Below are 18397 nucleotides of genomic sequence, written 5' to 3'. Positions count from 1 at the left end.
GGCGCTGATCTTTCCTGTGCTGCGCCGGGTCAGGCGCTGATCTCCCGGCGGCCGTTGCTCGCCGCGGAGACGGCGATCCGGCGCGGCTTGGCCCGCTCGGAGATCGGGATGCGCAGGGTCAGCACCCCGTTCTCGTAGCCGGCCTCCAGCTTGTCGGTGTCGAGCGTGTCGCCCAGGAAGAGCTGCCGGGTGAAGGTGCCCATCGGCCGCTCGGCCGCCACCAGTTCGACGGCGTCGCCGTCGGGTCGCCGCCGCTCGGCGCGGACGGTCAGCACGTTGCGCTCCACCGTGCAGTCGATGCTGTCCGGATCGACGCCGGGCAGGTCGAAGGCGGCGTAGAAGAAGTCGCCGTCGCGGTAGGCGTCGAGGTGCATGACCGCCGGGCGGGCCGTGGTGCCGAAGAACTGCTCGGCGAGCCGGTCGATCTCACGGAACGGGTCGGTACGCATCAACATGGCCGTGCCTCCTCGGTTCTCCTGGCCGAAGGTGTCAAGTTGAGTCGGGGTGACTCAAGTTCTCGATTTCTTGTTTTAGCGCGCTGGGAGCGCGTCGTCAACCCGGGCCGGCAGCAGCTTCTCGAACCAGTGCTGGGCGTACCGGTCGGCGTTGAAGGCGGGGATCTCCCGGTAGCCGTGCCGCGCGTACAGGGCGCGTGCCTCCACGAGGTCGCTGCGCGTGTCCAGCCGGATCCGGTCCACTCCCGCGCCCCGCGCGTACGTCTCGACGGCGGCGAGCAGCGCCGCCCCGCCGCCGGCGCCGCGGTGCGCCGGGCGGACGTAGACCCGGGTCAGCTCCGCCCAGCCGGGCCGCCAGCGCAGCCCCGCGCAACCGGCCAGGTGCCCGTTACGGCGGGCCAGCAGGAGCAGCCCGGTGGGTGGGGCCAGGTCGTCGCTCGGCGACTCGGCGAGGGCGGCGCTCACCTCACCCGGCCGCTCGGGCCGGCCGTGCCAGCGGCGGACCATCTCGGCCAGGTACTCGCGCAGCACGATCCGCGCGTCGGCCGTGTCGGGGGCGGTGCGGTGGGTGGTCCAGGTGCTCCCGCTCGATCCTCACCGGCCGGTCAACGGCTTTTCCGGGGGTCAGGGTCGCCAGTAGACGCCGTGGTCCCGGGTGAGCAGCAGGTCGTCGACCAGGTAGCGGCGCAGCGTCACGTGGTCGGCCTCGCCGCCCTCGCACCAGCGCCGCAGCGCGTCGTCGACGGCCCGTTCCGGATAGCGCACGCCCGGTTCGAAGGAGCGCTCGGTGATGTGCTCCAGCAGCACCCGGCGGCGGCCGCGCTGGGCGGGCAGCCGGGTCAGCGTGCCGTCCCGGAGGAAGGTGCGCAGGATCGTCTCCCGGGGGTCCGCCGCCGGGGCCGGCGCGGGCGGGCCGCCGGCGCGCGCGTAGTCCCGCAGCCGTTCGCCGTCGACCCGCAGCCCGGCCCCGTCTTCGGTCAGCACGCCGACGTCGGTGAGCCGGCGGACCGCGGTGGCGGCGTCGCGGGCGGACAGCCCGGTGCGGGACACGACGGCGGGGATGTCCCCGGCGCCGAGCACGATCGCGGCGAACACGGCGCGGCGGCGCTCGTCGGCGAGCGCCCCCGCGAGGGTCTGTGCACTCATGACGGCAGCCTGCCAGCGCCCGCGCCCGGGCGGCCACGGAATTTCCGCCGAATGACCAGCGGCGATCCGTGGCCGGGAGGGCCGGCGCCGGCGGCTCGGCTCAGGCGGGGACCGGCGCGGCGAAGTCGACGTCGGCGGTGTCGACCGTGCCGGCGGTGCGGCCGGGCGCGGAGTGGAACCGCCAGTAGAGGTTGGTGTGCGCGATGACCTGCTCGGGCGCCGGGGCGCCGTAGGCCGAGAGGTCCTCGGTGGTGTGCGCGTCGGCGACCAGCGTCGCGTCGTAGCCACGGGTGATCGCGCCGTGCAGCGTCGAGCGGATGCACGCGTCGGTCTGCGCGCCGGTCACGACGAGCCGGCTGACGCCCCGGGTGGCGAGGACGGACTCCAGGTCGGTCTCCTCGAACGAGTCGCCCCAGGCCTTGTGCACCAGCGCCTCGCCGTCGCGGCGCACCAGCTCGGGCACGTACTGCCACTGCTCGCTGCCGGTGGGCAGCTCCTCGCTGCGGTGCTGCACCCAGACGACCTCGACGCCGGCCGCGCGGGCCCGGTCGACGAGGGTGGCGATGTTGCCGACCACCCGGTCCCGGTCGTGGGCGTGCTGGACGACGCCGTTCTGCACGTCGATGACGAGCAGGGCGGTGTGCGGTCGGTCGACGAGCGTGCTCATGGCGCCTCCCTGGACGGCCGTTGGCTGGTCGGTCACCAACCTAGTCCCGCCCACCGACAGTGCGGGCGCTCAGATCCGGCCCGGCGGTGACCCGGCCGCCAGGGCGACCCGGCGGAGCAGGTCGGACAGGACCCGCCGCTCCGCCGCGGTCAGCACGCCGAGGACCCGGTGCTCCTCGTCGCCGACCACCCCCATGGCACGCTGCCACGCGGCCCGGCCGGCGTCGGTGAGCTCCACGTCGATCCGGCGGCGGTCCACCTCGGACGGGATCCGCCGCACGAAGCCCCGGCGGACCAGCGCGTCCATCCGGGCCGTGATCGAGGCGGGTGCCATCCGCAGGTCACCGGCGATCTCCGAGGGCGCGGCCCGGCCGCCCCGGCCGGCGAGGGCGTGCAGGGTGCCGTACTCCTTCTCCTGAAGGTCGAGTGCGGCCAGCGCCCGGTCCTTCACCTCGCGCAGGTGCCGGCTGAGCAGCGACATCCGGACGACCGCACCCTCGATGTCGGGGTCGAGGTCGGGAACCACGGGCAGCCAGCGTTCGACGTGCTCGTCGACGGGGTCGCGGTCGGTCATCCGCCAACGGTACGCCGACGCCGAAATATTCGTTGTCGAAATATTCGGCGTCGAAGTATCCTCCCGGAGTGACGCATCCCCTCCGGCTCCGCGCCTTCCGCCTGCTGTTCCTCGGCCGCACCGTCTCCGCGCTCGGCGACGCCGTGGTGCCCACCGCACTGGCGCTGGCCGTGCTGCGGGCCACCGGCTCCACCACCGCCCTCGCCGTGGTGCTCGGCTGCGCGATGGTGCCCCGGCTGCTGCTGCTCCCCCTTGGCGGCGTCGTCGCCGACCGCTTCGACGCCCGGCGCGTGGCCCTCGGCACCGACCTGGTGCGCTGCGTCGCCCAACTGGTCGTCGGCGTCGAACTGCTCGGCGGCGCACCCACCCTGACCCACCTCGCGGTGGCCAGCGCCGTCGGCGGCGCGGCGTCGGCGTTCGCCATGCCGACCTCGTCCCCACTGGTCGCCGGCACCGTCGACGCCGACGGCCGGCAGCGGGCCAACGCGCTCATGGGCGCCACCGGCAACGCCAGCCGCCTGGCCGGGCCGGCCCTGGCCGGGCTGCTGGTCTGGACCGCCGGACCGGGCTGGGCGTTCGTGCTCGACGCCGCCTCGTTCGCGGTCAGCGCCGCGCTGCTGGCCGTCATCCGGGTGCGGCACGTGCCCGTCCCGCACCGGTCGCTGCGCGCCGACCTGGTGTTCGGCTGGCGCGAGGTCCGCGCCCGCGACTGGTACTGGAGCAGCCTGCTCGCCCACGGCGTCTGGAACGGCGCCGCCGGCGGTGCTGCTCACCCTCGGCCCGGTGGTCGCCGTGGACCGCCTCGGCGGCGAGGGCGTCTGGGTGCTGCTCCAGCAGGCCGGCGCGATCGGCCTGCTCGCCGGGTCGCTGCTCGCCGCCCGGGCCCGCCCCCGCCGGCCGGTGCTGCTGGGCAACCTGGCCCTCGCCGCGTACGCGGCGCCCCTGCTGCTGCTCGCCGCCGCCGCGCCCGCCCCGGTGACCGTCTCCGCCTACTGCCTCGCGCTGATCGCCCTCGGCTTCCTCAACCCCGTGTGGGAGACCGTGGTGCAGGGCCAGTTCCCGCCCGAGGTGCTCGCCCGGGTCACCTCGTACGACTGGCTGATGTCGCTGGGCGCCATGCCGCTCGGGTACGCCCTCGCCCCGCTCGCGGCCGGAGCGTGGGGCGCCCCGGCCCCCCTCGCGGTGGCCGGGGCGCTGGTCCTGGTGGCCTGCGTCGGGACGGCGGCCGTCCCCGGCGTACGCCGGCTGGGCTGGCCGGCCCCGGCCCCGCCGGCCGTCGCGGAGCCCGCACCGGCCGGACGCTGAGGCGGGCCGGCCTAGAGCCGGTGGCCGGTGGTGGCGTCCACGTGCCCGGGCACCTCGTCGTGCCGCTCCCCCACACTGGACGTGCCGGACGGCTCGAACATGAGGATCGACGCGCCGTCCGGCGCGGAGGGCCGGTGCTCCACCCCGCGCGGCACCACGAACACGGCGCCGCGCGGCAGCACCACCTCGCGTTCCGCGCCGTCCGCGCCGTCGCGCAGGGCGATGCGCAGCTCGCCGTCGAGCACCAGGAAGAACTCGTCGGTGTGGTCGTGGGCGTGCCAGACGTGCTCGCCGGCCACCTTGGCGATCCGGACGTCGTAGTCGTTGACGGTGGTGACGATGCGTGGACTCCACAGCTGGTCGAAGCGCGCCAGGGCGGCGGCCAGCTCGATCGGCTCAGTGCTCATCGGTCCATCCTCGCCCGTCCGCGCCGTTCACAGGAAGCGGTGCATGACGTGCAGCCCCACCCGCCCGAGCGTGGGATGCGCGAACGACTCCGGCACGGTGCCGACGACCGTGAAGCCGAGCCGCCGGTACAGCTCGACGGCCGCCGTGTTGGCCTCCACCACGGCGTTGAACTGCATGGCGGCGAAGCCCTGCCGCCGGGCCCAGTCCAGGGCGTGCTCGCACAGGGCCCGGCCGACGCCGCGGCCCCGGGCGCCGGCGGCCACCAGGAAACTGGCCGTGGCCACGTGCGCGCCCGGCCCCGACCGGTTCGGCCCCATCTTCGCGGTGCCGAGCACCGTCCCGTCCTCCTCGGCGACAACGGTGCGGCCCGGCGGCCGTTCCACCCACACCTCGTGGGCCACCTCCTCCGGCCACGTCGGGTCGTAGGGGAAGGTCTCCTGGGCGACGATGACGTCCTCGACGATCGGCCAGACCTGGGCCCAGTCGGTCTCGGCGTAGTCCCGGATGCGCATCCCGGGCACGCTAGTCGTGGCGACCGGCGGCCGGTACCGATTTCGGTCCGGGTGTCGCGGGGCAGCGTGAGGTGGCCCGGCGGGACCATCATGGACACGTGGCCGAACCCGTCACCGACCTCGACCGCCCCGGCACCGGGGCGTCCGCCGCGCCGACGACCCCGCCGCCCGGGCCGCGTACCGCCGCACCCTGGCTGGTCGGCGGGGCCGTCACCGCCGTGCTGCTGCTGCTCGCCGGCCGCTACGGCTACCACCGCGACGAGCTCTACTTCCTGCTCTGCGGCCGGCACCTCGACTGGGGCTACGTCGACCAGGGCTCGCTCGTGCCCGCCCTCGCCCGGCTGGCCGACACCGTCGCGCCCGGCAATCTGGTGCTGCTGCGCACCCCGTCGGCGCTGATCGCCGGCGCGGCGGTGGTGCTGGTCGCGGCGCTCGCCCGGGAGTTCGGCGCCGGCCGGGGCACCCAGCTGGCCGCCGCCGTGCTGGCCGCCGCGGCGGGGGTGGTGCTCGCCCCCGGTCACCTGCTCAGCACCACCACGGTCGACCTGCTCGTCTGGCTCGCCGCGGCCTGGTTCGCGGTGCGGATGCTGCGCACCGGCGACACCCGGTGGGCGCTCGCCCTCGGGCTGGTGCTCGGCGTGGGCATGCTCAACAAGCTGCTGCCCGCGCTGCTCGGCGTCGGCCTGCTGGCCGGGGTGCTGATCGCGGGCCCGCGCCGGCTGCTGCGCGACCGGTGGGTGCTGGCCGGCGCCGGCATCGCCGTCCTGCTCTCCGTGCCCTACGTCGCCTGGCAGGCCGCGCACGGCTTCCCCCAGCTCTCGGTGGCCTCGTCGATCGCCGACGGCGACAGCTCCTACAGCGGCCGCCTCGACGCCGTGGTGCTCCAACTGATCATCATCAGCCCGTTCGCCACCCCGGTCTGGATCGCCGGCCTGGTCGCGTTGCTGCGCCGGCCCGCCTGGGCGGCGTACCGGGCGATCGGCTGGGCGTGGCTCGTGGTGTTCGCGATCGTCCTGCTCGCCGGCGGCAAGGGCTACTACGACGCCCCGCTGCTGCTCGTGCTCACCGCGGCCGGCGCCGTGGTCACCGCCGACTGGGCGCGGCGCGGCGCCGCCCGGGCCCGGCAGGCGCTGCTCGCCACCGCCGCCGCCCTCATGGTCGCCAGCAGCGCGATCCTGCTGCTGCCCACCCTGCCCGCCGACCGGCTGCCGGGGTTCGTGGTCGACGTCAACTACGACGCGGGCGAGACCATCGGCTGGCCGGCCTTCGCCGACTCGGTCGCCGCCGTGCACCGGAACCTGCCGCCCGGGGAACAGGCCCGCGCCGTCGTGCTCACCGGCAACTACGGCGAGGCCGGCGCGCTGGCCCGCTACGGCCCGGCCCGCGGCCTGCCCCGGGCCTACTCCGGGCACAACAGCATGGCCTCGTTCGGCCGCCCGGCCGACGACGCCGACCTGGTCATCGCCGTCGGCTGGGAGCGCCCCGATCGCCTGCGCGCCTGGTTCACCGAGGTCACCGAGGCCGGCCGGGTCGACCAGCGGGTCGACGTGGACAACGACGAGAACGGCGAGCCGATCTTCGTCTGCCGCGGCCTGCGCCGCCCCTGGTCGCAGATCTGGGACAGCGAGGTGACGCACGCCTCCTGAGCGCCGGGCCACCGGTGCGGCCGGGCCATACTTGTCGCCATGCTCTGGGGTGTCAGCGGACCGCTCTTCCTCCTCGACTACCTGGGGGCGGTCGCCGTGGCCCTCGCCGTCGCCCTCGCGGCGCGGGAGCTGACCGGCCGGCGGGCCCGGGGCGCCACCCCGGACACGATCGAGCTGGCCTACCTCACCGACCGGGCCCTGCTGGCCCTCCAGGTGGCCGTGGCCGCGCTGCACCGCGCCGGCGTCGTACGCCTCGGCGAGCTGGCCACCCTGTCGGTGGACGGCCCGCCGCCGCCCCGGTCGGCCGCGCTGGTCCGCGCCCTGCACGCCGCGCTGCGCCGGCCGCAGACCTGGGCCGCCGTGCTCGCCGACCCCGGCGTCGGGCGGGCGCTGCGCCGGCTGGTCGGCCGGCTCGTCCGGGACGGCTGGCTGCTCACCCCGGCCCAGCGGCGGCGGGTCGCGCTGGGCACCCTGCCGCTGTTCGCGGTCGCCGCGGTCGGGGTGACCCGGCTGGTGGACAGCGCCGTCGAGGGGCGGGACGCGGGCGGGCCGGCCTCCGTGGTGGGCCTGCTCCTGTGCTGCCTGGCCACCGCCCTCGGCGGCTGGTGGCTGTGCGAGGTGCCGGAGACCGGCGCGGCGGCCCGCCGCCTGCTGCGCCGCCAGCGCCGGGAGCACGCCGAGCTGGATCCGCAGCGGCGGCCGGCCTGGCGCGAGCGCGGCACCGACCAGCTGCTCACCGCGATGGCGCTGTTCGGGCCGCGCCCGCTGCTCGCCGTGGACCCGGCCCTCGCCGTCCAGGTCGGTGTCGACCCGGAGCGGGGCCGCCCTACCCCCGAGCGGAAACCCGCCCGCCGTTGACCCGACGGCCGGCCGGCACCTCCCCTGCCGGGCGCCGGCCGGCGCCGGGTCAGCGCAGCTCGTCGGCCGAGCGGATCACCCGCGCCAGGTCCCGCACCTCGGGATCCTCGGTGGCGGCGGCGGCCCCGTCCGCGATGGTCGCCAGGTCGGCCAGCCCGACCGGCCCGCCGGACTCCGCACCCCGCAGCGCCTCGGCGAACCAGGCCGCCGCGTAGCAGGCCCGCAACCGCGGCGACGCCGTGGCGAAGCTTCCCTGCACGTCGGCGACCGTCACCGACCCGTACGTCTCGGCCGGCGTCCGCTCGGCCGGGTCGGTCCAGCGCACCTGCACCTGGGCGATCCGGTCCGACGGGGCGGCGCCCTCGGCGAGCCGGACCGCGTACAGCGCCGTGACGCTGTGCCCGGGACCCACCTCGCCGCCGTCGACCCGGTCGTCGCGGAAGTCCCCGTCGGCCAGCGCCCGGTTGTCGTAACCGACCAGCCGGTAGGAGCGCACCGCCTGCGGCGCGAAGCTCACCTGCACCTTGGCGTCCAGCGCCCGCACGCTCAGCGTCGCCGGCAGCTGCCGCACGAACACCTCGCGGGCCTGCTCCCGCTCGCTGACGTAGACGGCGAAGCCGTCGCCCCGGTCGGCCAGCTGCTCCATCAGCTCGTCGCCGTAGTCGCTACCGACGCCCACGCCGAGCAGGGCGATCTGCTTCTCCGCCTCGGCGCGCACCCGGCGCAGGATCGGTTCCGCCTCGGTACTGCCGGTGTTCGCGAGGCCGTCGGAGAGCACGATCACCCGGTTCGTCCGGCCGGGGCGGAAGCCGTCGCGGGCCACCCGGTAGCCGAGCACCAGGCCGGCCTCCAGGTTGGTGCTGTCCCGGGTGTGCAGCGAGTCGATCGCCGAGTGCAGCGTGCGGGCGTCGGCGACCGGCGTCATCTCCCGGACCACCCGGGCCTGGTTGCTGAACTCGACCACGGCGATGGAGTCGGTGGGACGCAGCTGATCCACGAGCGTGTGCAGGGAATCGCGCACCAGGTCGAGCCGGCCGGGCTCACCCATCGACCCCGAGACGTCGATGACGAAGGTGAGCGCCGCGTCGGGGCGGCGCTCCTCGTCCTCGGCGCGGGTTTGCAGGCCGATCCGCACGAGCCGCTCGTCGCCGCCGGCCTCGTGGGTCTGCGGCAGGCGGGCGCCGTCGACGTGGACGGCGAAGCCGTCACCGGCGGGCTGCGGATAGTCCTGGCGGAAGGAGTTGACGAACTCCTCCGGCCGGACCGTGCCGCGCTCCGGCAGCCGGCCGTCCATGATGAGCCGGCGGGCGTACCCGTAGGAGGCGGTGTCCACGTCGACGGCGAAGGTGGACAGCGGGTCGTCCGAGGCCCGGGTCTCGTCGCCCGACCAGGGGATGCCGCCGTTCGGGCGGACTGGCGCGGGGCCGGCGTCGCTACGCCGCCCGCCGCCGTCGGAGCCGCACGCGCTGACCGTCAGGGCGGTGGCGAGCGCCACCAGCAGCAACGCCGACCGTCTGATGTGGACCATGGCTTCCTCCGAGGGGCTGGGGACGGGTCATGGTCATTGACGCAGACCGGCGTCGCCGCGGATCCCGTCGTGGCCGAGCCGATACCCAAGCGCGACCGTCGTGACCGATCCGTGCGCGGGCCGTGACCTGAGCGGGCCGCCGGGCGGCCCTCGGCGGACGTCGGCGCGGCCGATGCGGCAGAGTGAGCCCACGGCCGGCGGCGGCCGAAACGAGCAGGAGGTGGCGGCGTGGACGGCCCGACCGGGGTGGTGTTCCCCGCGACCGGCGACGGCCGGCGCAGCACGACCGCGCTGGGGCGGGCGGTGGTCGCCGACGCCCTGCGCGCGGTGGACCCGGTCGGCGCCCGCGCGGCCGAACACGAGACCGACTGGCGGCACGGCTACGTCGGCCACTTCCGCCGGCTCGTCGAGGCCGGCCTGCTCTCCCGGGAGGCCGCGCTCACCGTCGCCCGGGACGGGCTCGCCGCCCTGCACGCCCGGATGCGCTACGTGCCCGCCGACGGCGCCGAGGTGGCACTGGACGAGGCGTGCGCGCTGCCCGACGGGGAACCGCCCCTGGAGACGGCCACGGTGACCGGCGCCGGCCCGGTGGAGCGCGAGCTGTCCGTCCCGTACCGCGGGCAGCGCCTGCGCGGCGACGACCTGCGCCGCCGCCTCGACGCCTGGGTCGACGCGGGCGTCATCGAGCCGAGCTGCGCGGAGGCCGTCCGCGCCGTGCAGGCCGAGCCGGACTGGTTGGACCTGCGCGACCTGCGGCTCGTGGTGCTCGGTGCGGGCGCCGAGATGGGCCCGCTGCCGTCCGTGCTGCGCTGGGGCGGGGACGTGGTCGCCGTCGACCTGCCCCGCCCGGAGATCTGGCGCCGCCTGCTGCGTGTCGCCCACCGGCACGGCGGCCGGCTGCACCTGCCGGTGCCGCCCGGCACCGACGAGGCCGCTCTCGCCGCGGGCGCCGGCGCCGACCTGCTGCACCGACTGCCGCAGGCGGTCCGCTGGCTCGACGGCCTGGACGGCCGGCTCGTGCTCGGCAACTACGTGTACGCCGACGGAGCGACCAACGTCCGGGTCGCCACCGCGGTCGACGCGCTCACTGTCCACCTGGGGCGGCGCCGGCCGGACACCGCGCTGGCCTTCCTGGCCACCCCCACCGACGTGTACGCGGTGCCCGCCGAGGCCGTCGCCCACGCCGAACGCGGGTACGCCGCCCGCGGCCTGGCGCGCCGGTCACTGCGGCTGCTCTCCGGCGGGCGGCTGCTGCACCGCAACTACCCGCCGGGCGCCGACCCGGGGATCAACGACAGCCTGGTGCCGCAGCAGGGGCCGAACTACGCGCTGGCCAAGCGGCTGCAACGCTGGCGGGCGGCGGTGGCCCGGGACGCCGGCAGCACCGTGTCGTTCACCGTGGCCCCGCCCACCCGGACCCGCTCGGTGCTGCGCAACCGCGCTCTCGCGGCCGCGTACGCCGGGGCGCACCGGTTCGGCATCGAGGTGTTCGAGCCGGCCACCAGCAACACGCTGATGGCCGCGCTGCTCGTGCACGACCTGCGCACCGGCGGTGGTCCGGTCCAGGACCACCCGTGGCGGGACGAGGCGTACGCGGCGGCGCACGGCGGACTGTGGCGGGTGCCGTACGCCCCGCGCAGCGCGCTCGGCCTGGCCGTGCTGCTGGGACTGGGCGGCGCGCGGGCCTGACAGGTTTCCTTCTCTCGGGCGCCGGGAAGGCACCGGCATGGCCGAGACCTTCGCAGATCAGGACCTGACCACCCTGCGGTCCATCGCGCGCGGGGCCGGAATAACGGACACCGAGCGCATGCCGCACGACGAGCTGGTCGACATGTTGCGCCGCGCGGGGCTGGCCGATCCGGACGCCCGGCCGGTCGACACGAGCCTGGCCGATCCGGGTGACCCGGGCGTGCCCGGCGCCTACCACGCGCAGGGCGTCGGACGGCGCGAGTCCGCCGGCGGCGCGGGCGCGCAGACCGCCGACTGGCCGGACCAGCCGACCGAGGATCCGGCCGGGCTGTCCGGGCTGCCGCGCAGCAGCCTGAGCCTGGGCGACGAGAGCACCGGCGGGCGTGCCGCCGAGGAGGCGATCGGCGCCCGGCCCGGTGAGTCCGGCACCGAGATCGACGACCGCGTCCAGGACGACCGGGGTGTGCAGGGCGACATCCAGGATCCGGCCGGGCTGTCCGGGCTGCCGCGCAGCAGCCTCAGCCTGGGCGACGAGAGCACCGGCGGGCGTGCCGCCGAGGAGGCGATCGGCGCCCGGCCCGGTGAGTCCGGCACCGAGATCGACGACCGGACGCAGCCCTGACCGACCCGCTCCGCGAGCCACCCCACTGCGGGGGTGGCTCGCGGAGCATTGTGGACGTTAATCCTGTTTCGTCGCTCAACGCATCTCTGCGCCGTCTGGGGCGACCATGCCTGCCTTTCCGGATATGCGAATGATGAAAGGTAAGCCGCTCGCCTCACCTCTGAATCTGGGCAAATAACCACAAGCTCCCCAATAGCCTCAGCCGGTGGCTTCACGCATGTCGTTCGACCGGTCTCACCGGAGCTCGCGTACGACCGGACGGGACACGGCGAACCCATCCCCGGCGCGTCCCGCCACGGTGGAGCGCGAACCACCCACGGTGAGGACGTGAACGTGTGCGACACGAACATTCAAATCGCCACAACTTGTTCAATCCGTCGCACACTTGACTGACGTTGGCGGGCACCCCGGACCGGGTGCGCCCGCCACCGGAGACGACGTCACCGCGGGCCGGCCGCCCGCGGCGGCGTGAAGGCGGTGATTGGGGTGATCACCGCGGCCGGCACGGGTCTCGCCCTCCTACGGGCCCGTGCCGGCCACCCCCGACCCGGGCGGCGCACCGGCCGCCCCGAACTCACGACGCCTGGCCCCTCGCAGGTCAGAAGCGGAGCGAAGATGGCGATGTGGCACCCGCCGACCCCGGCGGAACAGGAGCTGTGGAACGCCGTGGTGGCCGGGGTGCGGGCGGCCGACGGGTCGGACCTGGCCGGGGTCGACGCCGCGGTCGACCGGCTGGCGCGGCTGCCCCACCCGTGGGCGCACCACGTCCTCGGCGACACCGCCGCGCTCCTCGTCGAGGAACTCGACCCGGAGGGCCAGGACGTCTGGCCGCTGCTGGCGGCCCACCTCGACGACGGCGGACCGACCTCCCCGGCGACCCGGCCGCGCGGGGCGTCGCCGTACCCCGGCGGCCGGCGACCGGCGCACGGTGGCGAGCCGGAGTCACTGCGGCAGCGGCTGCTGCTCATCGCCCGGCTCGCCGACGCCACCCAGGTCGGCGTCGGAGCATTCCTCGACGTGGCGCTCGCGGAGAACGACGCCCGGGTCCGGCGCGCCCCGTCCCGCGCACTCCCCCACTGCCGCCTGGGCCAGTGAACCCCCGTGGCCGCCGGCCCGTCGGTGCCCCTTCCTATGCTCGGGCGGTGCTGTCGCAGGTGACCGGCCTCTCCCGGCATTTCGATGAGGAATCCCTGAAGGCGTACCTGCTCGCGCGGTCGGAACGGTTGCCGACCGGCTGCCTGATCGTGCGCGGCTACGGCAGCCGGCGCGGAGTCCACCAGAAGGTCGCCGGGCGGGCGTGGGCCCATGTCGCCGCCTACGCCGTGTTCGTCGGCGACTACCAGCCGGACCTCGCCGTGCAGCACGTGTGCGATGCCCCGGACTGCATCGAGCCGACCCACCTCCGCCAGCTCAGCCACGCCGAGAACTGCCGGCAGCGCAGGCAGCGGCCGCAGTGCCGCAACGGGCACGACCGGGAGCTGGACCCCGCCACCGGCCGGCTCCGGAAGGTGTGTCGGCGCTGCAACAGCGAGGCGCAGCGGCGGTGGCGGGAGCGCCGCGCCGCTGAGGTCGCCGAAGCGAGGGCCGGCTACCACTCGTAGCGCCGATTACAACAGCGTAATTGCTTACGCACACGAACTGTCATTATGGTGCATCCCTGGTTTGCCCCCTTTGTCCGTCCCGATAAACGGATTGGTGTTACCGGTAATCCGGAAATCAGGTCGGATGGGCAGCGCGAGGAAAGAGCTGGACGGGTGATGCCCAGGCTTGTAGCTTGCAGGTGCCCGTGACGCCGCCCGAGGAGGTGAGACCCATGAACGCTGTATCGCTGTGGGTGCTCCCCATCCCGTCACGGCCGGGCGATTGACCTAGGTGTCGCCGGGAGCGCCTCGAAAGCAGGCACTCCCGAAAGGCAACACCCATGCACTCTCTGCCGTTCACCGCCGAGCCGTCGCCGTCCTCCGGCACCGGCCGCGGGCACCTCACGTACGACGTGGTCATTGCCGGGTGCGGGCCGACCGGTGCGCTGCTGGCCGCCGAACTGCGGCTGCACGACGTGCGGGTCCTCGTCCTGGAGAAGGACACCGAACCCGCGTCGTTCGTCCGCATCGTCGGCCTGCACGCGCGCAGTATCGAGCTGATGGCGATGCGCGGGCTGCTGGACCGCATCCTCGAACACGCACGACGGCGTCCGGCCGCCGGTTTCTTCGCCGCCATCAACAAGCCCGCCCCCAAGGGCCTGGATTCCGCGTACGCCTACCTGCTGGGCATCCCGCAGCCGGTCATCGTCCGACTGCTCGAGGAACATGCGATCGAGCGCGGTGCGCAGGTCCGGCGCGGTGCTGCGGTGGCCGATCTCGCCCAGGACGACGACGGGGTGACCGTCGCGCTGGCCGACGGGGAACGGCTACGCACGCGCTATCTCGTCGGCTGCGACGGCGGGCGCAGTACGGTGCGCAAGCTGCTCGGCGTCGGCTTCCCCGGCGAGCCCTCGCGGAACGAGACGCTGATGGGCGAGATGCACGTGGGTGTGCCGCCGGAGGAGATCGCCGCCAAGGTGGCCGAAGTCCGCGAGACCCAGCAGCGGTTCTGGCTCCGGCCCTTCGGCGGGGAGGTCTACAGCGTCGTGGTCCCCGCGGCGGGAGTCAGCGATCGCGCCGTACCGCCCACACTCGAGGACTTCCAACAACAGCTGCGCGCCATCGCCGGGACCGATTTCGGCGTGCACTCCCCACGCTGGTTGTCCCGCTTCGGGGACGCCACACGGCTGGCCGACCGGTATCGGGTCGGGCGGGTGCTGCTGGCCGGCGACGCGGCACACATCCACCCACCCATCGGCGGACAGGGCCTCAACCTGGGCGTTCAGGATGCCTTCAACCTCGGCTGGAAACTGGCCGCGCAGATCAACGGCTGGGCGCCGGAAACACTGCTGGACACCTACCAGGCCGAACGTCATCCGGTCGCCGGGGACGTCCTGGACAACACCCGCACCCAGATGGAACTGCTGTCCACCGAACCGGGCGCGCAGGCCGTGCGCAGGCTGCTGACCGAACTGATGGACTTCGACGAGGTGAACCGCTACCTGATCGAAAAGATCATCGCGACCGGCATCCGCTACGACTTCGGCGCGGGCCCCGACCTGCTCGGCCGCCGTATGCCCGACATCGAGGTGAAACAGGGCCACCTCTACGGCCTGCTGCACGGCGGCCGCGGCCTGCTGCTGGACCGCACCGAACGCCTCACCGTCGGGGGCTGGTCGGACCGGGTCGACTACCTCGGGGATACGACTGCGGCACTGGATGCTCCGTGCGTCCTGCTGCGCCCCGACGGCCACGTCGCCTGGATCGGCGACGACCAGCAGGACCTGGACGATCACCTCGCCCGCTGGTTCGGCAGGCCCAAGTAGGGCCGACCGGGCCCCGGTGATGAGTTGTCGCGCCCGCACCCGTCACACCTACGACAGGACACGACGAGACGGAAGGATGACGTGATGAGTGCGGGCACGCGGCTGAAGGAACTGGGCGTGAGCGGTCTGGGCGAGGTCGACGAGTCGACGTTCTCGGGAATGGCGCAGCGGCACCGGCGGGAGCTGCACGTGCACTGCTACCGGATGCTCGGGTCCTTCGAGGACGCCGAGGACACGGTGCAGGAGACGTTCCTCCGTGCCTGGCGGCGGCGGGAGACCTTCGAGGGGCGGTCGACGTTCCGGGCCTGGCTGTACCGGATCGCCACCAACGCCTGCCTGGACCTGCTCGCCAGGTGCCGGCCGGAACCGGCGACCGGCGGCGAGGTGCGGTGGCTGCAGCCCTACCCGGACCGGCTGCTCGACGAGCTGCGCGCGGGCGGCGCGGACGAGCCGGAGACCGTCGCCGTCGCGCGGGAGACGATCGAGCTGGCGTACCTGGTCGCGGTCCAGCACCTCGCGCCGCGCCCACGGGCCGTGCTGATCCTGCGGGACGTGCTCGGCTGGCCGGCGAAGGACGTCGCGGAGCTCCTCGGGGACTCCGTCAACTCCGTGAACAGCGCGCTGCAGCGGGCCCGCGCCGGTATGCGGGAGCACCTGCCGGCCGAGCGGCAGGACTGGACCGGCGAGGAGATGGACGCCGGGACGCGCGACCTGGTGCGCCGCTTCACCGACGCCAGCGTGGCCACGGACATCGACCGGCTCGCCGCGATGCTGCGTGACGACGTCCGCTGCTCGATGCCGCCCACGCCGGGCCTCGACGTCGGGCGCGACGCGGTGGTGAACAGCTGGATCGAGGACGGCTTCGACCAAATGACGGGCCTGCACGCCGTGCCCACCTCGGTGAACCGGCAGCCCGCCGTCGCCTTCTACCACTGGCGGGAGCGGGAGAACGCGTACCTGCCGCTGACGATCGACGTCCTGCGCGTCACCGGCGGGGCGATCACGGAGATCACCATCTTCCACGACGACCAGTTCCCGCGGCTCGGGCTGCCGGAGCGCCTACCGGCGGACGGCACGGAGCAGTTCCACCGGCCCGGCACCCGATGACGGAGGGAACGACATGGACAGCATGAATGACACCGGGGTCGTCGCGAGCCCGGCGGTGGGCCGGACCGGCCAGAGCCGCCGACTCCGCGGGCTCGCCGGCACCGGCGTCGTCGCCACGCTCGCGGCGATGGTGGTCACGACCCTCGCCGCCGCGCTTGCCCGGGCCGCCGGCGTCGACTTCGAGATCCCCGATCGCGGCGAGACGATCCCGTTGCCCGGGTTCGCCGTGGTGACCGGCTTCTTCTCGGTCGTGGGCGTCGTCATCGCCGCGGCTCTGCTGCGGTGGAGCGCGCGCCCCGCCCAGCGCTTCGTGTGGACGGCGGTGTCGCTGACCGCGATCTCGCTGGTCCCGCCCCTCCTTGCGGGGGGAGACACCGCCACCACGACCGCCCTCCTCGGGCTGCACCTCGTCCCTGCGGCGGTGATGATCCCCACCCTGGCGCGGAGCCTCCACACCCGGAGCGGTTGACGGTGGTGGCTCAGCGCCGTCGCCAGGGCCACCACGGGCGACGGCGCGGCGGCGTGGCCGTCGCCGGGGGCGCCGGCTCCGCGGCGGCGGTCACCCGCTCGGCGGCGGCCCGCTCCCGGGCGGCGCGCCAGTCGCGGACCGTGTCGTCGGCGTTGACCGGGCGCACCACCACGCGTGGTCCGGTGGGTGTGCGCAGCCAGGCCACCACCTCGGCGTTGAGGGCCGCCACGTACGCCCGCACCGACTCTTCGGTGGGCAGGTCACGGACTTCGGCGGGGAGCTTCTCGATGCGGCGGCGCAGTTGCAGCGGGGTGGGCAGCAGAAGGTCGCCGGGCAGCTGTTCGCGCTCCAGGAAGCTGCGGATCCACCAGCCCTCGTCGTAGGGCAGGTCGCGGCCCGGGATCGGCTTGCCGGCCCCCGGCAGGTTGTCGAACTCGCCGCGCTCCTGGGCCGAGCGGATCTGCGCCTCGACCGCGGCCTCCCAGCCTGTCGTCACCGCCGTCACCTCCCGTTCCCACCGTATCCGCCGGTCACCGACCCGTTTCAGCGCCGACCGGGACCCGCCTGTTCCCGGGGCTGAGGAACTCGACCACGAAGCTCCGTGTGTCCGGTATCGGCTGGTTTCGTGGGTGTAGCCGGGCGGGCCGCGGTGGCCCGCCCGGCTCCACCGGGCTAGTCCCCGGCCGTCACGGTGAAGGTGAAATCGGCACTGGTCGAGCGGCGCAGCGAGATGTCGCACTTGACGCGGCGCAGCACCTCGGTCCTGCTGAGGCCGAGCCCCTGCGCGATGAGCCGTTCCGGGCGCACCGGCACCGGGTCCTCGAAGACGACGTCCACCCGCACCGGCCACGTCTCGTCGAGCCGTTCCGGCGGGGTGTCCAGCCGCCAGGCATCCGTCCAGTCCAGGGTGAAGCGGTTGCGCCGGGCGAGCAGCGGATCCAACAGCCGGGACGCCACCAGCTCCGGATCGTTGACGTGGTAGCCGTGCAACTCACCTGGATCGATGGACCTGACCGCCGCCCGCTCGTACACGGTGAGCTTGCTCGTCCGGTCGCAGGACACGCAGCGGACCAGCAACCACACGTCCAGCAGCTTGCCGTTGGCGTTGACCCGGAACCTGCCGTCGCCGGTGGTCGCCGACTCCGACCGGCAGTCCACGCACCGCAACGACAGCAGCGGCAGCCTGGTCCGACGGACAACCCAGGGCAGCACGATATGAGGGGATGAAGACATGACTCGCTAGACCTGATCTCTCGACCTGACACGAGGCCGATCACGCGCGGCCTCAATCGCTGTACGACCGGGCGCACAGGGGCAGCCCGGCGGAACCGACGGGAGCGTCGGCTACCGGTGAGCGGAAGAAGATGTCAGGTCTAGAGAGCAGGCGGGGTCACGCGGTTTTGTCCTCTGTCCTCGGTGCGACGGGTTGCGGGCAACCTACGGGACCGCGGAAGCAGGGCTCAAACGGTTTACGACTGACCCTCATGTCTCGGGGCGTACATTCCTCGTGGGCCGGCGGGCGGCCCGTACCGGGCGGGAGGTACCAGCGGCGTGCGTGACTGGCTCATCGGCCTCGGGGTCGCGGTGGTCTGCCTGCTGGCCAGCTGGGCGCTGCTGGTGCTGCTCGCGCGGCGGCTGCCGCCGGGCATCCTGCGCGACCTGGCGGCCTTCATCCCGGACTGCCTGACCACCGTGCGCCGGTTGCGCCGCGACCCCCGGGTGCCGCGGCGGGCCAAGGTCGCGATCGTGTTCGCGGGGCTCTGGCTGGCCAGCCCGATCGACCTGATCCCGGAGTTCCTGCCGGTCATCGGCCCGCTGGACGACATCGTGGTGGTGGCGCTCGCGCTGCGCTACGCCGGCCGGCAGGTGCCGCGGCAGGTGCTGCTCGACGCGTGGCCGGGTGAGCCCCGGCTGCTGCTGCGCCTGCTCGGCCCGGCGCCGACCGGCGAGAGCACCGAGGGGCGCGAGCGCTGAGCGGCCTGCTGGCGGCCTCGGCGGCGGCGTTC

The 18397-nt window shown here is 74.5% G+C and carries 20 protein-coding genes and 2 pseudogenes; 12 read left to right on the top strand and 10 right to left on the bottom strand.

All coding sequences use genetic code 11. The annotated features are described in order from the left end of the window. Positions 1-29 precede the first annotated feature (29 nt). From GA0070214_RS00830 to GA0070214_RS00810, 5 genes and pseudogenes are all read right to left on the bottom strand, one after another. On the bottom strand, positions 30-455 hold the full coding sequence (locus GA0070214_RS00830; RefSeq protein WP_091257949.1) for an Hsp20/alpha crystallin family protein: 426 nt from the start codon (positions 453-455) through the stop codon (positions 30-32). 75 nt (positions 456-530) lie between these two features. Further along, positions 531-992 (bottom strand): annotated as a pseudogene (locus GA0070214_RS00825) (GNAT family N-acetyltransferase); the annotation flags it as partial. Positions 993-1079: 87 nt separating this feature from the next. Beyond that, positions 1080-1601: a DUF2087 domain-containing protein gene (locus GA0070214_RS00820; RefSeq protein WP_091257946.1), complete on the bottom strand. Its 522-nt coding sequence runs from the start codon at positions 1599-1601 to the stop codon at positions 1080-1082. Positions 1602-1701: 100 nt separating this feature from the next. Continuing rightward, positions 1702-2268, bottom strand: coding sequence for an isochorismatase family protein (locus GA0070214_RS00815; protein WP_091257944.1), 567 nt, complete (start codon positions 2266-2268; stop codon positions 1702-1704). Between the two features lie 69 nt (positions 2269-2337). Next, positions 2338-2841, bottom strand: coding sequence for a MarR family winged helix-turn-helix transcriptional regulator (locus GA0070214_RS00810; RefSeq protein ID WP_091257942.1), 504 nt, complete (start codon positions 2839-2841; stop codon positions 2338-2340). Between the two features lie 68 nt (positions 2842-2909). On the opposite strand from GA0070214_RS00810, the pseudogene GA0070214_RS32980 reads away from it, so the two are divergent. Together GA0070214_RS32980 and GA0070214_RS32050 are read left to right on the top strand one after the other, a co-directional pair. Beyond that, positions 2910-3530: pseudogene (locus GA0070214_RS32980) on the top strand (MFS transporter); the annotation flags it as partial. Between the two features lie 94 nt (positions 3531-3624). Beyond that, on the top strand, positions 3625-4146 hold the full coding sequence (locus GA0070214_RS32050; protein WP_208602607.1) for an MFS transporter: 522 nt from the start codon (positions 3625-3627) through the stop codon (positions 4144-4146). Between the two features lie 11 nt (positions 4147-4157). Here GA0070214_RS32050 and GA0070214_RS00800 read toward each other — a convergent pair whose 3' ends face one another. Both GA0070214_RS00800 and GA0070214_RS00795 read right to left on the bottom strand, forming a co-directional pair. Continuing rightward, positions 4158-4553, bottom strand: a complete 396-nt coding sequence (locus tag GA0070214_RS00800; RefSeq protein ID WP_091257940.1) for a cupin domain-containing protein — start codon at positions 4551-4553, stop codon at positions 4158-4160. Positions 4554-4580: 27 nt separating this feature from the next. Continuing rightward, positions 4581-5066, bottom strand: coding sequence for a GNAT family N-acetyltransferase (locus tag GA0070214_RS00795; RefSeq protein WP_091257938.1), 486 nt, complete (start codon positions 5064-5066; stop codon positions 4581-4583). Between the two features lie 98 nt (positions 5067-5164). Between GA0070214_RS00795 and GA0070214_RS00790 the strand changes: the two genes are divergently transcribed. After that, on the top strand, positions 5165-6712 hold the full coding sequence (locus GA0070214_RS00790) for a glycosyltransferase family 39 protein (RefSeq protein ID WP_091257936.1): 1548 nt from the start codon (positions 5165-5167) through the stop codon (positions 6710-6712). Positions 6713-6751: 39 nt separating this feature from the next. Further along, the gene (locus GA0070214_RS00785) at positions 6752-7570 is read left to right on the top strand and encodes a TIGR04222 domain-containing membrane protein (protein WP_091257935.1); all 819 of its coding nucleotides are present in this window, start codon (positions 6752-6754) and stop codon (positions 7568-7570) included. Between the two features lie 49 nt (positions 7571-7619). On the opposite strand, the gene GA0070214_RS00780 is transcribed toward GA0070214_RS00785, so the two are convergent. Further along, a complete protein-coding gene (locus GA0070214_RS00780) occupies positions 7620-9098 on the bottom strand; it encodes a vWA domain-containing protein (RefSeq protein ID WP_091257933.1) in 1479 nt (492 codons plus the stop codon). 228 nt (positions 9099-9326) lie between these two features. Between GA0070214_RS00780 and GA0070214_RS00775 the strand changes: the two genes are divergently transcribed. The 7 genes from GA0070214_RS00775 (at position 9327) to GA0070214_RS00745 (ending at position 16391) form a co-directional block, all read left to right on the top strand. Beyond that, positions 9327-10787 (top strand): hypothetical protein, encoded by a 1461-nt coding sequence (locus tag GA0070214_RS00775; RefSeq protein WP_091257930.1) that lies wholly within the window; start codon positions 9327-9329, stop codon positions 10785-10787. Positions 10788-10824: 37 nt separating this feature from the next. Next, entirely contained in the window at positions 10825-11409 is a 585-nt protein-coding gene (locus GA0070214_RS32975) for a hypothetical protein (RefSeq protein WP_377463337.1), read from the top strand. Between the two features lie 615 nt (positions 11410-12024). Continuing rightward, complete coding sequence (locus GA0070214_RS00765) at positions 12025-12504, top strand: hypothetical protein (RefSeq protein ID WP_091257927.1); 480 nt, start codon at positions 12025-12027, stop codon at positions 12502-12504. Between the two features lie 47 nt (positions 12505-12551). Then, complete coding sequence (locus tag GA0070214_RS00760; RefSeq protein ID WP_091257925.1) at positions 12552-13010, top strand: HNH endonuclease; 459 nt, start codon at positions 12552-12554, stop codon at positions 13008-13010. A 320-nt stretch (positions 13011-13330) separates the two neighbouring features. After that, the gene (gene rox / locus GA0070214_RS00755) at positions 13331-14815 is read left to right on the top strand and encodes a rifampin monooxygenase (protein WP_091257924.1); all 1485 of its coding nucleotides are present in this window, start codon (positions 13331-13333) and stop codon (positions 14813-14815) included. Positions 14816-14899: 84 nt separating this feature from the next. Next, on the top strand, positions 14900-15922 hold the full coding sequence (locus GA0070214_RS00750; protein WP_091257923.1) for an RNA polymerase subunit sigma-70: 1023 nt from the start codon (positions 14900-14902) through the stop codon (positions 15920-15922). 13 nt (positions 15923-15935) lie between these two features. Then, positions 15936-16391 carry a DUF6069 family protein gene (locus GA0070214_RS00745; RefSeq protein WP_091257922.1) on the top strand — a complete coding sequence of 152 codons (456 nt, stop codon included), beginning with the start codon at positions 15936-15938 and terminating at the stop codon, positions 16389-16391. A 10-nt stretch (positions 16392-16401) separates the two neighbouring features. Here the strand turns inward: GA0070214_RS00745 and GA0070214_RS00740 are convergent, their stop codons facing one another. Beyond that, positions 16402-16887 carry a DnaJ family domain-containing protein gene (locus GA0070214_RS00740; protein WP_091259758.1) on the bottom strand — a complete coding sequence of 162 codons (486 nt, stop codon included), beginning with the start codon at positions 16885-16887 and terminating at the stop codon, positions 16402-16404. Between the two features lie 176 nt (positions 16888-17063). Further along, complete coding sequence (locus GA0070214_RS00735) at positions 17064-17603, bottom strand: DUF1062 domain-containing protein (RefSeq protein ID WP_244167486.1); 540 nt, start codon at positions 17601-17603, stop codon at positions 17064-17066. Positions 17604-17942: 339 nt separating this feature from the next. Here GA0070214_RS00735 and GA0070214_RS00730 point away from each other — a divergent pair, with 339 nt between their 5' ends. Continuing rightward, positions 17943-18365, top strand: coding sequence for a YkvA family protein (locus GA0070214_RS00730; protein WP_091257920.1), 423 nt, complete (start codon positions 17943-17945; stop codon positions 18363-18365). Positions 18366-18397 lie beyond the last annotated feature (32 nt).

This window comes from Micromonospora chaiyaphumensis (assembly GCF_900091435.1).
GTDB classification, from domain to species: Bacteria; Actinomycetota; Actinomycetes; order Mycobacteriales; family Micromonosporaceae; genus Micromonospora; species Micromonospora chaiyaphumensis.
This window is presented reverse-complemented; position numbering and strand designations above follow the sequence as displayed.

Excerpts from the sequence above, each read along its gene's own strand:
- GA0070214_RS00785 (WP_091257935.1), top strand. The coding sequence starts at position 6,752 with ATGCTCTGGGGTGTCAGCGGACCGCTCTTCCTCCTCGACTACCTGGGG.
- GA0070214_RS00830 (WP_091257949.1), bottom strand. The coding sequence starts at position 455 with ATGTTGATGCGTACCGACCCGTTCCGTGAGATCGACCGGCTCGCCGAG.
- GA0070214_RS00765 (WP_091257927.1), top strand. The coding sequence starts at position 12,025 with ATGGCGATGTGGCACCCGCCGACCCCGGCGGAACAGGAGCTGTGGAAC.
- GA0070214_RS32975 (WP_377463337.1), top strand. The coding sequence starts at position 10,825 with ATGGCCGAGACCTTCGCAGATCAGGACCTGACCACCCTGCGGTCCATC.
- GA0070214_RS00780 (WP_091257933.1), bottom strand. The coding sequence starts at position 9,098 with ATGGTCCACATCAGACGGTCGGCGTTGCTGCTGGTGGCGCTCGCCACC.
- GA0070214_RS00795 (WP_091257938.1), bottom strand. The coding sequence starts at position 5,066 with ATGCGCATCCGGGACTACGCCGAGACCGACTGGGCCCAGGTCTGGCCG.
- GA0070214_RS00800 (WP_091257940.1), bottom strand. The coding sequence starts at position 4,553 with ATGAGCACTGAGCCGATCGAGCTGGCCGCCGCCCTGGCGCGCTTCGAC.
- GA0070214_RS00750 (WP_091257923.1), top strand. The coding sequence starts at position 14,900 with ATGAGTGCGGGCACGCGGCTGAAGGAACTGGGCGTGAGCGGTCTGGGC.
- GA0070214_RS00745 (WP_091257922.1), top strand. The coding sequence starts at position 15,936 with ATGGACAGCATGAATGACACCGGGGTCGTCGCGAGCCCGGCGGTGGGC.
- GA0070214_RS00820 (WP_091257946.1), bottom strand. The coding sequence starts at position 1,601 with ATGAGTGCACAGACCCTCGCGGGGGCGCTCGCCGACGAGCGCCGCCGC.
- rox (WP_091257924.1), top strand. The coding sequence starts at position 13,331 with ATGCACTCTCTGCCGTTCACCGCCGAGCCGTCGCCGTCCTCCGGCACC.
- GA0070214_RS00810 (WP_091257942.1), bottom strand. The coding sequence starts at position 2,841 with ATGACCGACCGCGACCCCGTCGACGAGCACGTCGAACGCTGGCTGCCC.
- GA0070214_RS00815 (WP_091257944.1), bottom strand. The coding sequence starts at position 2,268 with ATGAGCACGCTCGTCGACCGACCGCACACCGCCCTGCTCGTCATCGAC.